Origin of the sequence: Streptomyces sp. NBC_00483 (assembly GCF_036013745.1) — a bacterium.
Classification (GTDB): Bacteria; Actinomycetota; Actinomycetes; order Streptomycetales; family Streptomycetaceae; genus Streptomyces.
This window is the reverse complement of record NZ_CP107880.1, coordinates 7,127,391-7,139,840: the sequence shown is the minus strand read 5'-3', so window position 1 is coordinate 7,139,840 and position 12,450 is coordinate 7,127,391. Positions and strand designations below refer to the sequence as shown.

Annotated in this window: 10 protein-coding genes and 1 pseudogene; 6 read left to right on the top strand and 5 right to left on the bottom strand. The window is 70.1% G+C overall.

Translation table 11 applies throughout. The features are described 5' to 3' along the window. Nucleotides 1-20 precede the first annotated feature (20 nt). Nucleotides 21-386: pseudogene (locus OHA73_RS32090) on the bottom strand (ATP-binding protein); the annotation flags it as partial. A gap of 119 nt (nt 387-505) precedes the next feature. On the opposite strand from OHA73_RS32090, the gene OHA73_RS32085 reads away from it, so the two are divergent. Continuing rightward, nucleotides 506-1,330 carry a helix-turn-helix domain-containing protein gene (locus OHA73_RS32085; RefSeq protein WP_267068861.1) on the top strand — a complete coding sequence of 275 codons (825 nt, stop codon included), beginning with the start codon at nt 506-508 and terminating at the stop codon, nt 1,328-1,330. Then, nucleotides 1,327-1,569, top strand: coding sequence for a DUF397 domain-containing protein (locus OHA73_RS32080; RefSeq protein ID WP_327656758.1), 243 nt, complete (start codon nt 1,327-1,329; stop codon nt 1,567-1,569). Before OHA73_RS32085 ends, OHA73_RS32080 begins: the two co-directional genes overlap by 4 nt. 64 nt (nt 1,570-1,633) lie before the next feature. On the opposite strand, the gene acnA is transcribed toward OHA73_RS32080, so the two are convergent. After that, nucleotides 1,634-4,348 (bottom strand): aconitate hydratase AcnA, encoded by a 2,715-nt coding sequence (acnA, locus tag OHA73_RS32075; RefSeq protein WP_327656757.1) that lies wholly within the window; start codon nt 4,346-4,348, stop codon nt 1,634-1,636. A 342-nt stretch (nt 4,349-4,690) separates the two neighbouring features. On the opposite strand from acnA, the gene OHA73_RS32070 reads away from it, so the two are divergent. The 3 genes from OHA73_RS32070 (at nt 4,691) to OHA73_RS32060 (ending at nt 8,015) form a co-directional block, all read left to right on the top strand. Then, on the top strand, nt 4,691-4,906 hold the full coding sequence (locus OHA73_RS32070) for a DUF4236 domain-containing protein (protein ID WP_267068864.1): 216 nt from the start codon (nt 4,691-4,693) through the stop codon (nt 4,904-4,906). 100 nt (nt 4,907-5,006) lie between these two features. Next, nucleotides 5,007-6,536 (top strand): UDP-N-acetylglucosamine 1-carboxyvinyltransferase, encoded by a 1,530-nt coding sequence (locus OHA73_RS32065; RefSeq protein WP_266715058.1) that lies wholly within the window; start codon nt 5,007-5,009, stop codon nt 6,534-6,536. Nucleotides 6,537-6,593: 57 nt separating this feature from the next. Continuing rightward, nucleotides 6,594-8,015, top strand: a complete 1,422-nt coding sequence (locus tag OHA73_RS32060; RefSeq protein WP_266715057.1) for an FG-GAP repeat domain-containing protein — start codon at nt 6,594-6,596, stop codon at nt 8,013-8,015. An 82-nt stretch (nt 8,016-8,097) separates the two neighbouring features. Here the strand turns inward: OHA73_RS32060 and OHA73_RS32055 are convergent, their stop codons facing one another. The 3 genes from OHA73_RS32055 to OHA73_RS32045 are packed head-to-tail and all read right to left on the bottom strand — an operon-like array spanning nt 8,098 to nt 10,612. Further along, nucleotides 8,098-8,943, bottom strand: a complete 846-nt coding sequence (locus OHA73_RS32055) for an alpha/beta fold hydrolase (RefSeq protein ID WP_266715056.1) — start codon at nt 8,941-8,943, stop codon at nt 8,098-8,100. Between the two features lie 26 nt (nt 8,944-8,969). Beyond that, a complete protein-coding gene (locus OHA73_RS32050) occupies nt 8,970-9,404 on the bottom strand; it encodes a RidA family protein (RefSeq protein ID WP_443063149.1) in 435 nt (144 codons plus the stop codon). After that, entirely contained in the window at nt 9,401-10,612 is a 1,212-nt protein-coding gene (locus OHA73_RS32045; protein WP_327656756.1) for an acyl-CoA dehydrogenase family protein, read from the bottom strand. Before OHA73_RS32045 ends, OHA73_RS32050 begins: the two co-directional genes overlap by 4 nt. 205 nt (nt 10,613-10,817) lie before the next feature. Here OHA73_RS32045 and OHA73_RS32040 point away from each other — a divergent pair, with 205 nt between their 5' ends. Further along, nucleotides 10,818-12,449, top strand: a complete 1,632-nt coding sequence (locus OHA73_RS32040; RefSeq protein WP_327656755.1) for an AMP-binding protein — start codon at nt 10,818-10,820, stop codon at nt 12,447-12,449. The last annotated feature ends 1 nt before the right edge of the window (nt 12,450 follow it).

Here is a 12,450-nt window from a genome sequence, read left to right as displayed (position 1 = left end):
CGAGGCCGGGGCACCAGATGCCCGAACTCACACCACACCACCTTGCCGGGGTCCCGCTCCCCCACGCCCCACGTGTCCGCGAGCGCCTCGACGAGGATCAGCCCCCGGCCACCCTCGTCCGGCCGCACCATGTGCGGCACGCCGTTGCCGCTGTCGTGGACCTCGACGCGAAGCGCATCCGCGTGGGGCAGGAGGCGCAGGAGGTAGCCGCGGCCGGGCGGGACGCCGTGCAGGAGGGCGTTGGTGGCGAGTTCGCTGACGCACAGCAGGACGTCGTGCGCGCGGTCGTCCCCCACGCCCCAGTCGGCAAGCGCGGCGCGGGTGAACTCCCGGGCGGCGGGGACGGATTGGCGTTCGCGGCGGTAGAAGTGCTCGCGGGGTTCCAGGTTCACAAGTGGAATGTTGCGGAGAGTGATTGACTGGCAACAGTGAATCAACCCCGACAGATTTTTTGTCGGGGTTCGAGTGGGGTCAAGAAAGAACGGGGGCGGGGAGATTGCCCGTCATGAGCCCTGCGCAACATCCGCCGAAGAATCCGTCGGCGATGAGGCTGGTCGCCGACCTCGTCGCCCTCTTCCGGAAGGCCGCCGGTTACACGCAGGCGGCGCTCGCGGAGCGGCTGATAGTGGCCGAGTCGACGATCGCGGCGATCGAGCAGGCGCGCCGCCCGCTGGTACCGAAGCTGGCGGCTTCGATGGACCAACTCCTTGAGACCAAGGGGGCGTTGGCCGCGGCGGTGGCGGCGATGCCGGAGGTGGACCAGTTTCCGTTGTGGGCGGAGTCGTACATGGCGCACGAGCGGGAGGCCATCGCGCTGTCCTGGTACGACGTCCTGACCGTGCCGGGCATCCTCCAGACCGAGGACTGCGCCCGCACGGTGCTGCGCAACCGGGTCCCGGCGTACGACGAGGACGAGATCGAGACCAAGACGGCCGCGCGCGTACAGCGGCAGGAGGTCCTGCATCGCAAGTGCCCGCCGACGCTCAGCTTCGTCGTCTGGGAGGCGGCGCTCAAGCTGGCGTACCTCGACCCACTGGCACGAGCGGAGCAGCTCCGGCACCTGCGGGCGTGCGCCGAACTCCCGGGCTTGGCACTCCAGTTCCTGCCGCTCGACGCACCCACGCATGCCGGGCTCAACGGTGCCTTCATCCTCCTGGAGACACCGGAGCACCAGCACCTTGCGTACACCGAGTCCCAGCGCGGCAGCCAGTGGGTTTGCGACCCCAGCGAGGTGTCCTCCCTGGCGTGCAAGTATGCGATGCTGCGATCACAGGCCCTGACGCCCGAGCAGTCCGTGGGCCTGCTGGACCGGCTGCTAGGAGAGCTATGACCACCGCATTGACCTGGTTCAAGTCGAGCTACAGCGGCAGCGAAGGTGGCGCCTGCCTCGAAGTCGCCTACGCCTGGCGGAAGTCGAGCTACAGCGGCGACGAAGGTGGCGCCTGCGTAGAGGTCGCCACCCACCCCACCGCCGTCCACGTCCGCGACTCCAAGAACGCCGACGGCGGCCCGCACTTCACCGTCGCGCCGGAGGCGTGGACCGCGTTCCTGCGCGGCGCGAACCGCTGAATCGCGGAACGCGAAGGGCCGCGACCCCCACGGGGATCGCGGCCCAACTGCGTTACTGACCTGCTTACTCGCTGATCAGGCTGCGCAGCACGTACTGAAGGATGCCGCCGTTGCGGTAGTAGTCCGCCTCACCGGGGGTGTCGATGCGGACGACCGCGTCGAACTCGACACCGGTGTCGGTCGTGACCTTCACCGTGGCCGGGGTACGGCCCTCGTTGAGCTCGGTCACGCCGGAGATCGAGAAGGCCTCCTCGCCGGTCAGGCCGAGGGAGTCGGCCGACTGGCCCTCCGGGAACTGGAGCGGGAGGACGCCCATGCCGATGAGGTTCGAGCGGTGGATGCGCTCGTACGACTCGGTGATGACGGCCCTGACGCCGAGAAGCGCGGTGCCCTTGGCGGCCCAGTCACGGGACGAACCGGAGCCGTACTCCTTGCCGCCCAGGATGACGAGCGGCGTGCCCTGCGCCTGGTAGTTCTGCGACGCGTCGTAGATGAACGACACCGGGCCGTCGGCCTGGGTGAAGTCGCGGGTGTAGCCGCCCTCGGTGCCCGGCGCGATCTGGTTGCGCAGGCGGATGTTGGCGAACGTGCCACGGATCATGATCTCGTGGTTGCCACGACGCGAACCGTACGAGTTGAAGTCACGACGCTCGACGCCGTGCTCCGACAGGTACTTGCCCGCCGGGGTGTCGGCCTTGATCGCACCGGCCGGGGAGATGTGGTCGGTGGTGACCGAGTCGCCGAGCTTGGCGAGGACGCGGGCGCCCGCGATGTCCTCGACCGGGGCCGGCTCCATGCCCATGCCCTCGAAGTACGGGGGCTTGCGGACGTAGGTCGACTCGCTGTCCCACTCGAAGGTGTTGCCGGTGGGGACCGAGAGGGCCTGCCACTGGGCGTCACCCGCGAAGACGTCCTCGTAGGACTTCGAGAACATGTCCTCGCCGATGGAGTTGGCGACGACGTCGTTGACCTCGGCCTCCGTCGGCCAGATGTCGGCCAGGAAGACGGGCTTGCCGTCCTGGTCGACGCCGAGGGCGTCCTTGGTGATGTTGACCTTCATCGAACCGGCGATGGCGTACGCGACGACCAGCGGCGGGGACGCAAGGTAGTTCATCTTGACGTCGGGGTTGATGCGGCCCTCGAAGTTCCGGTTACCGGAGAGGACGGACGTCACGGCCAGGTCGTGGTCGTTGACGGCCTTCGAGACCTCCTCGGGCAGCGGGCCCGAGTTGCCGATGCAGGTGGTGCAGCCGTAGCCGACGAGGTTGAAGCCGACCTTGTCGAGGTACGGGGTGAGACCCGACTTGTCGAAGTAGTCGGTGACGACCTTCGAGCCCGGGGCGAGGGTGGTCTTGACCCACGGCTTGCGGGTCAGGCCCTTCTCCACGGCCTTCTTCGCGACGAGGGCCGCGGCCACCATCACGTACGGGTTCGAGGTGTTGGTGCAGGAGGTGATCGCGGCGACGGTGACGGCGCCGTGGTCCAGCTCGTACGTCGAGCCGTCGGCGGCGGTCACGGTGACCGGGTTCGACGGGACGCCGTTGGTGTGCGCCGGGGCGTCGGACGCCGGGAAGGACTCCTTGCCGGCCTCCTCGTCGTCGGCGACGTAGTTGCGCACGTCGACCGCGAACTGCTCGGCGGCGTTCGCGAGGACGATGCGGTCCTGCGGGCGCTTCGGACCGGCGATCGACGGGACGACCGTGGAGAGGTCGAGCTCCAGCTTCTCGGAGAAGTCGGGCTCGGCGGCCGGGTCCAGCCAGAGGCCCTGCTCCTTGGCGTAGGCCTCGACGAGCGCGACCTGCTGCTTGTCACGGCCGGTCAGACGCAGGTAGTTCAGCGTCTCGTCGTCGATCGGGAAGATCGCGGCGGTGGAGCCGAACTCCGGCGACATGTTGCCGATGGTGGCGCGGTTCGCGAGGGAGGTGGCGGCGACGCCCTCACCGTAGAACTCGACGAACTTGCCGACGACGCCGTGCTTGCGCAGCATCTCGGTGATCGTGAGGACCAGGTCGGTGGCGGTCGTGCCGGCCGGCAGCTCGCCGGTCAGCTTGAAGCCGACGACGCGCGGGATGAGCATCGAGACCGGCTGGCCGAGCATCGCGGCCTCGGCCTCGATGCCGCCGACGCCCCAGCCCAGGACGCCCAGGCCGTTGACCATCGTGGTGTGCGAGTCCGTGCCGACCAGGGTGTCGGGGTAGGCCTGGCCGTTACGGACCATGACCGTACGGGCCAGCTTCTCGATGTTGACCTGGTGCACGATGCCGGTGCCCGGCGGGACGACCTTGAAGTCGTCGAACGCGGTCTGGCCCCAGCGCAGGAACTGGTAGCGCTCCTTGTTGCGGCCGTACTCCAGGTCCACGTTCTGCTTGAACGCGTCGTTGGTGCCGAACTTGTCGGCGATGACGGAGTGGTCGATGACCATCTCGGCCGGGGACAGCGGGTTGATCTTCGCCGGGTCGCCGCCGAGGGCCTTCACGGCCTCACGCATCGTGGCGAGGTCCACGACGCAGGGGACGCCGGTGAAGTCCTGCATGATCACGCGGGCCGGCGTGAACTGGATCTCCTGCGCGGGCTGAGCCTGGGAGTCCCAGTTGCCGAGCGCACGGATGTGGTCGGCGGTGATGTTCGCGCCGTCCTCGGTGCGGAGCAGGTTCTCCAGAAGGACCTTCAGGCTGTACGGAAGGCGGGCCGAGCCCTCAACCTTGTCCAGCTTGAAGATCTCGTACGACTCGTCGCCCACGCGCAGCGTGCTGCGGGCGTCGAAGCTGTTCGCCGACACGACAGTCTCCTTCATATATGTGCGCGTTCCACCGCATCCTGCCGCCACGCCGACTCGACGATCCGCTAAGGTAAGGCTAAGTTAGGTATGCCTTACCGTCCGACCCTCGATACCGTGCGGCCACGGAGCGCCTCGGTAGATATCTCGATGTCGAGATAACTCTAATACATCACTCGGTGGTGCCTTCAAGCGCCACCGTGCACATACCCGTGCGCGCTCCCCCCATGGTCGTACGCGGACCGGATGCGGGCCAGTGGGTACGGCGACCGATCCGGCGACCCGGCGACTGATCCGGGCGGGCGCGGGTACTCGGAGAGCTCCACCGAAGAGGGGGGCACACTCATGGCACTCACCTTCCGCAAGAGCTTCCGCATCCTTCCCGGCGTGCGCCTCAACATCAATCGCCGGTCCTGGTCGATCACCACCGGCGGGCCGCACGGCCCGAAGCGGACCCACAGCAGCACCGGCCGCCGAACCACCTCCATGGACCTGCCGGGCCCCTTCGGCTGGCGCCGCACCCGGACCACCCGGCGCCGTCGAGGTCACGCAGGCCACTGAGGCCGCCGAGGCCACCGAGTCCACTGGGGTCACATGGAGGGCACTCCTCCACATGGCCCCACCGGCATGCAACATCTCATATTTGAGATAAACTGCCGCTATGGCAGACGACTACCTCGAACGTATCGGCAAGCTCATCCGCGACGCCCGCCAGCACCGGGGCTGGACGCAGTCGCAGCTTGCGGAGGCGCTCAACACCAGCCAGAGCGCGGTGAACCGCATCGAGCGCGGGAACCAAAACATCAGCCTTGAGATGATCGCTCGAATTGGCGAAGCTCTCGACAGTGAAATCGTCTCCCTCGGGTACGCGGGACCGATGCACCTGCGCGTGGTCGGCGGACGCCGGCTGTCGGGTTCGATCGAGGTCAAGACGAGCAAGAACGCGTGCGTGGCGCTGCTGTGCGCCTCGCTGCTCAACAAGGGCCGCACCGTGCTGCGCCGGGTCGCCCGCATCGAGGAGGTGTACCGCCTCCTGGAGGTACTCGGCTCGATCGGCGTCCGCACCCGCTGGATCAACGACGGCGCGGACCTCGAGATCGTGCCGCCCGCCGAGCTCGACATGAACGCCATCGACGCGGAGGCCGCGCGCCGCACCCGCTCGATCATCATGTTCCTCGGCCCGCTCCTTCACCGCATGGACCGCTTCAAGCTGCCGTACGCGGGCGGCTGCGACCTCGGCACCCGCACGATCGAGCCGCACATGATCGCGCTGCGCCGCTTCGGCCTCGACATCACGGCGACCGAGGGGCTCTACCACGCGGAGGTCCACCCGGACGTCGCGCCGGACCGCCCCATCGTGCTGACCGAGCGCGGCGACACCGTGACGGAGAACGCGCTGCTCGCCGCGGCCCGCGCCGACGGCACGACGATCATCCGCAACGCCTCGTCCAACTACATGGTCCAGGACCTGTGCTTCTTCCTGGAGGCGCTGGGCGTCGAGGTCGAGGGCGTCGGCACGACGACACTGACCGTGCACGGCGTGCCGCACATCGACGTCGACGTGGACTACTCGCCGTCCGAGGACCCGGTCGAGGCGATGAGCCTGCTGACCGCGGCCGTCGTCACGCAGTCCGAACTCACGGTCAAGCGCGTGCCGGTCGAGTTCCTGGAGATCGAGCTGGCGGTCCTGGAGGAGATGGGCCTCGACCACGACCGCTCGGCGGAGTACCCGGCCGACAACGGGCGCACGCGCCTCATCGACCTCACGGTCCGCCCGTCGAAGCTCGAAGCGCCGATCGACAAGATCCACCCGATGCCGTTCCCCGGTCTGAACATCGACAACGTGCCGTTCTTCGCGGCGATCGCGGCGTCGGCGCAGGGCAAGACCCTCATCCACGACTGGGTGTACGACAACCGGGCGATCTATCTGACCGACCTGAACCGGCTCGGCGGCCGCCTCCAACTCCTCGACCCGCACCGGGTGTTGGTCGAGGGGCCGACGCGGTGGCGTGCCGCCGAGATGATGTGCCCGCCGGCGCTGCGTCCCGCCGTGGTCGTGCTGCTGGCGATGATGGCGGCCGAGGGCACGTCGGTGCTGCGCAACGTGTACGTGATCAACCGCGGTTACGAGGAGCTGGCGGAGCGGCTCAACTCCGTCGGCGCGCAGATCGAGACGTTCCGGGACATCTGATCCCTGGCCTTCAACTCCCGTCTGCCCTTTGGGTGGACGGGGTGTGAAGGTGGGCGCATGAAGCGTCCCTCCGCCGCCGCCCTCGCCGCGTGCGCCTCCCTGGTTCTGCTCGCCGGTTGCGGGACCGGGCACGGCGCGCCGGAATCCAAGCCGTCCGCGTCCGGCGGGGGCAGTGGCGGGGTGCCCCAGGAGCCCTCGGCCAGCCGGGCCCCGGCGGCAGGGAAGGGGTCCAAGGACCCCGACGACCTCAATGGCGACGGGCACCGGGACCTCCTCGTGCCCGTCGCGGCGCACGTGAACCCGGACACGCATGAGCGCGACGAGCGGGTCGGCGTCATCTTCGGCTCCGCCCGCGGGCTCGACCCGACAACGCGCACCGTGTACGGGCGGTCGGACCTCGGGATTCCGCGCTCGAACCTTGCCGACCAGGGGCCCGAGGAGAACATCGCCGCGGAGAACGTGACCACGGCCGACCTCGACGGGGACGGGTTCCCCGATCTCGTCACCACCGTGGCCGAGGAGTCCGGCGATCGCAGCGGCGACTATCGCCACGTCCCCTACGTGGCGTGGGGCACGCCGACCGGCCCCGGCGAGGAGGGACGTACGGCCACCCCTATCCAACTCCCCTCCACCGCAGCACATTTGGGCCTGGACGGTCTCACGCGTGGCGACTTCGACGGGGACGGCCACCACGATCTGGCGGGCCTCGGCGAGAACGGCACGAAGGCGCACATCCTGTACGGCCCCTTCGACCGCTCGGGCGCGCCGGCCCGCACCGGTTCACTGCCCGGACACGGCATCGACCTGGTGGCGGACGACATCGACCCGACCGGCAAGCCGCGTGTCACCGGGCTTCTGGCCCGCGTAGTGGGCGACGGGGAGCAGACGACCAGCACGCTGTACGCCGACCCGCGCACGGGCCAGGGCCGCGAGCTGCGCGCGGGCAACGCGCACGCCTTCGGCGATTTCGACGGGGACGGGCGGCGGGACCTGGCCGTGGGTGACGACGGCAGCCGCAACGACGAGCCCGGCTCCGAGACGGAAGCGGCCGACGTGGACGGGTCGTTGGCGGTGTACCCTGGCGGGGGCGGGGCCCCGGAGACGTACAAGCTGCCCGAGCCCGGCAAGGGGCGGCACGGCGACTACGGCCCCGGCGGGTACGTCGCCGCGGATCCGGACGGGGACGGGCGGGACGGCATCCTCGTCGCCACGTACGACGGGGCGACGCTGATCGACGGGAACGAGCGGATCCCCGTGCTGCGGCAGGGGCCCGCGGAGGTGGACGGCAAGAAGCGCTCGGACAACGCGCGTCGGGCACGGCCGGTCGAGGCGGGTGACTTCGACGCCGACGGCAAGGAGGAGCTGGTCCTGGCGTGGGCGGCGGACGGGCTCTTCACCTTGTACGGGGAGCATCCGACGCACTGGTGGATCACGGATGGGACGTCCGGCCGGGACGCGACCTCGTTCGCGACCGATTGAGCCCCTGCGGCGATTGAGCAGCGGGGCCCGGGGCGGAGCCCCGCGACCTGGGACCGGTGCACCTGGGACCGGTGCAGGGGAACTATCCGACGAACTCCCGGATCGCCGCCGCCAAGGCCTTCGGCTGGTCCAAGGGAATGAGCGTGCCGCAGTCGTCCAGTTCGACCAGGCGCCCCTGCGGCAGCAGTTCCGCGAGGCGGCGGCCGTGGGCCAGGGGCATCATCTTGTCCTGTTTGCCCCACACCACCAGGGCCGGACGGTCGTACGTGCGCAGGGCGTCCGCCGCCTCCATCATCTCCGTCTTCACACTGGAGCGGAGGTAGTGGAGGAGGAGCTTTCGTGCCGCCGGGTCCTTGCGCAAGGGCTCGATCCAGTGGTCGATGAGTTCGTGCGGGACCGGGCGTTGCGACATCACCGCGTAGCCCGTGCCGGGCATGCGGCGCAGGGGGCGGACGGACAGGGTGCGCGCGAGCAGTGAGATGCCGCCGGGGACCCGGGACATGACCTCCAGGAGCTTGCCCGACGGGCCCGGCGGATAGTTGTCGAAGGCCTCGCAGCCCGCGATGACCATGCGCCCCACCCGGTCGGGGCGTTCGGCTGCGAGCTGCTGGAGGCGGCCCGCGTCGTTCTCCACGAACACCGTGTCGTCGCCCAGCTTGAGCGCGTCGGCGAACTCGCCGATGAGCAGGGCCACGGAGTGCGGGGTGATCCGGGCGCCGGGGCGCACGGGCGTGTGCTGACTCCCGTACGGGAGGTGGGGCACGACGCACCGCACGGACGTGCCGAGTTCGTCGACGACGTGCCGCCACACCGTGCCGTTCTGGGCGAGCCCGTGGAGGAGGACGACGGTCGTGCCGTCGCCTCCCGAGTCCTCGTACGCGATCGGGCCCACGGAGAGGTCCACCGAGAGTTCCGTCTGTTGCGTCATGCCCTGACCCTAGATGCGGGTCGGTGTCAGGGAAGTACCGCTACTCCGTCGATTTCCACCATGGCCTGTTCGTCCCACAGGCGGCTGACGCCGATCACGGCCATCGCCGGGTAGTCGCGGCCCGCCAACTCGCGCCAGATCCGGCCGAGTTCGCGGGCGTTCTCCCGGTAGTCCGCCACGTCCGTGGCGTAGACCGTGACGCGGGCCAGGTGTTCCGACGCGCCGCCCGACGCGCGCAGGGCGGTGAGCAGGTTCGTCAGGGCGCGGGTGAACTGTGCGGGGAGGGTGTCGCCCACGACCTTGCCGTCGGCGTCCAGGGACGTCTGGCCCGCGAGCATCACCAGGCGGCCACCCGTCGCGACGACGGCGTGGGAGAAGCCGGTGGACGGGGAGAGTTCGGGCGGGTTGATGCGCCGCAGGTTGCTGCTGTTGCTGCCGCCGTTGCTGCTGTTGCCGCTCACGAGGTCTCCTCCTTGTGCCCCTTGTTCCCCTTGTTTTCCTTGTTTTCCTTGTTCCCCTTGTTTTCCTTGTTTTCCTTGTTTTCCTTGTTTTCCTTGTTTTCCTTGTACAACTCGCGGGCGATGATGGCTCGTTGGACCTCGGAGGCGCCCTCGTAGATGCGGGGCGCCCGGACCTCGCGGTACAGGTGCTCCAGGACGTGGCCGCGTTGCAGCGCCCGCGCTCCGTGCAACTGCACCGCGGCGTCGACGACTTGCTGGGCCGCCTCCGTGGCGATGAGCTTCGCGGCGGCCGCGCGGCGCGGCACATCCGGGGCGCCCTCGTCGTACGCGGCCGCCGCCGCGTAGACCATGAGGCGCGCGGACTCGACCCGTACCGACATGTCGGCGACCTGGTGGGCGACGGTCTGGAGTTCCTTCAGCGGGGCGCCGAACGCCTCCCGCTCGGACGTGTGCGTGAGCGTCGCATCGAGGGCCGCCTGTGCCATGCCGACGGCGAACGCGCCGACACTGGGCCGGAACAGGTTCAGCGTGCCCATCGCGACGCGGAACCCTGCGTCGACCTCGCCGAGCAGGTCGTCGCGGGTGACCGGGACGCCGTCGAAGGCGAGCGTGCCGATGGGGTGCGGGGAGATCATGTCGAGGTGTTCGCCGGTCAGCCCGGGGCGATCGGCGGGGACCGCAAAGGCCGTCACGCCGCGCGCGCCCGCGTCGGGGGTGGTGCGGGCGAAGACGGTGTAGACGTCGGCCTCGGGGGCGTTCGAGATCCAGCACTTCTCGCCGGTCAGCCGCCATCCGTCGCCGTCCCGGTCCGCGCGCAGGGACAGCGCCGCCGCGTCCGAGCCCGCCCCCGGCTCACTCAGCGCGAACGCCGCCACGGCCCGGCCCGCGCCCACCTGGGGCACCCACCGCTCGCGCACCGCCGCACTGCCGTACGCGTGGATCGGGTACGCCCCGAGCCCCTGAAGCGCGAGCGCCGTCTCGGCCTCCGTGCAGACGCGGGCCAGGGACTCGCGCAGCAGACACAGGTCGAGCGCACCCGAGGTGAACAGGCGCTCAAGGAGCCCGAGTTGGCCGAGCTCGGCGACGAGGGGGCGGTTGACCCGGCCCGGCTCACCCTTCTCGGCGAGTGGGGCGAGGCGGTCGGCCGCGAGGGCCCGCAGCTCCCCACACCACGCGAGCTGCTCCGGTTCGAGCGAGAATGTCCCCATACGTGGTGCTCCTCTCACGGCCACCTACCGGTTCACGGGCCGCCTATCGGTTCACAACCGCCTACCGGTCCACGACTGCCCACCGGCCGCACCCGGGAACCGTATCGCGCCCCGTTGACTGTCGTCACCATCACGATACGCTCGATGCGCGGCGCCTCACCCGGCGACGGCATGCGAGCCACTCACCACGAGGGGGCGCCAGGCCATGACCCACCATCCGCTCAGCCCTTCCGCCCACGTCGACACCTTCGCCCGCGACCATCTGCCGCCCGCCGAGCTGTGGCCGGGCCTCGGCTTCGACCTGCCCGAGCTGCGCTACCCGCAGCGGCTCAACTGCGGGGCCGAGCTGCTCGACGCCACCGTGGAACGGCACGGCGCGGACCGCCCCGCCTTCCACTCCCCCGGCCAAGCCCTCTGGTCGTACGCCGAGTTGAAGGCGACCGTGGACCGGATCGCGCACGTGCTCACCGACGACCTGGGCGTCGTCCCCGGCAACCGGGTGCTGCTGCGCGGCCCCACCACCCGGCATCTCGCGGCCTGCTGGCTCGCCGTGATGAAGGCGGGGGCCGTCGCCGTGACCGTCCTCGCGGGGGCGCGGGCGAGCGAGCTGGCCACGGTGTGCGGGATCGCGCGGGTCGGGCACGCCCTGTGCGACATCCGCTCGGTCGACGACCTGGCCAAGGCCGAGGTGCCGGGGCTGCGCATCACCACGTTCGGCGGGGACGGGCCCGACGACCTGCTACACCGTGCGGCCGGGAAACCGGCGGCGTACGAGGCCGTCGCGACCGCCGCCGACGACGTCGCGTTGATCGCCTTCACCTCGGGGACCACCGGGCGCCCCAAGGGGTGCATGCACTTCCACCGGGACGTGCTCGCGGTCGCGGACACCTTCGCGCAGTACGTGCTGAGGGCCGAACCCGACGACGTGTTCGCTGGGAGCCCGCCGCTGGGCTTCACGTTCGGACTCGGCGGCCTGGTGATCTTCCCGCTGCGGGCCGGCGCCTCGGCGCTGCTGCTCGAACAGGCGGGCCCGCAGAAGCTGCTGCCCGCGATCGCCGAGCACCGGGTGTCGGTCGTGTTCACCGCGCCGACCGCGTACCGGGCGATGCTCGCTCTGCTTGCGGAGGCCCCCTCGTACGACATCTCCTCGCTGCGCCGCTGTGTGTCCGCGGGCGAGAATCTGCCCGCCGCGACCTGGCACGCCTGGCAGGAGGCGACCGGCCTGCGCATCATCAACGGCATCGGCGCGACCGAACTCCTGCACATCTTCATCTCGGCGGCCGACGACGCGATCCGGCCGGGGACGACGGGCGTTCCCGTGCCCGGCTGGGAGGCCCGGATCGTCGACGCCGAGGGCCGCCAACTCCCGGACGGGGAACCCGGGTTGCTCGCCGTACGCGGACCCGTCGGCTGCCGCTATCTCGCCGACGAGCGGCAGACCGTGTACGTACAACACGGCTGGAACGTCACCGGGGACACGTACGTCCGCGAGCCCGACGGCTACTTCCGGTACGTGGCCCGCGCCGACGACATGATCATTTCCGCCGGGTACAACATCGCGGGCCCGGAGGTGGAGGACGCGCTACTGCGTCACCCGGACGTGGCGGAGGCGGCCGTGGTCGGTCGCCCCGACGAGGAGCGTGGGCAGGTGGCCGTCGCGTACGTGGTGCTGCGGGCCGGAGCCCGCCAGGACGCCGAGGGGCTGAGGGAGTTCGTGAAGGCGGAGCTCGTCCCGTACAAATGCCCGCGCGCCATCGAGTTCCTGGACGCGCTGCCGCGCACGGCCACGGGAAAGCTCCAGCGGTTCCGGCTCCGCGAGCCCTCAGCCGTAGAGTGAT

Coding starts and splice junctions, on each gene's coding strand:
- OHA73_RS32080 (WP_327656758.1), top strand. CDS start 1,327: ATGACCACCGCATTGACCTGGTTCAAGTCGAGCTACAGCGGCAGCGAA.
- OHA73_RS32045 (WP_327656756.1), bottom strand. CDS start 10,612: ATGGGGACATTCTCGCTCGAACCGGAGCAGCTCGCGTGGTGTGGGGAG.
- OHA73_RS32065 (WP_266715058.1), top strand. CDS start 5,007: ATGGCAGACGACTACCTCGAACGTATCGGCAAGCTCATCCGCGACGCC.
- OHA73_RS32055 (WP_266715056.1), bottom strand. CDS start 8,943: ATGACGCAACAGACGGAACTCTCGGTGGACCTCTCCGTGGGCCCGATC.
- OHA73_RS32040 (WP_327656755.1), top strand. CDS start 10,818: ATGACCCACCATCCGCTCAGCCCTTCCGCCCACGTCGACACCTTCGCC.
- OHA73_RS32070 (WP_267068864.1), top strand. CDS start 4,691: ATGGCACTCACCTTCCGCAAGAGCTTCCGCATCCTTCCCGGCGTGCGC.
- OHA73_RS32085 (WP_267068861.1), top strand. CDS start 506: ATGAGCCCTGCGCAACATCCGCCGAAGAATCCGTCGGCGATGAGGCTG.
- OHA73_RS32060 (WP_266715057.1), top strand. CDS start 6,594: ATGAAGCGTCCCTCCGCCGCCGCCCTCGCCGCGTGCGCCTCCCTGGTT.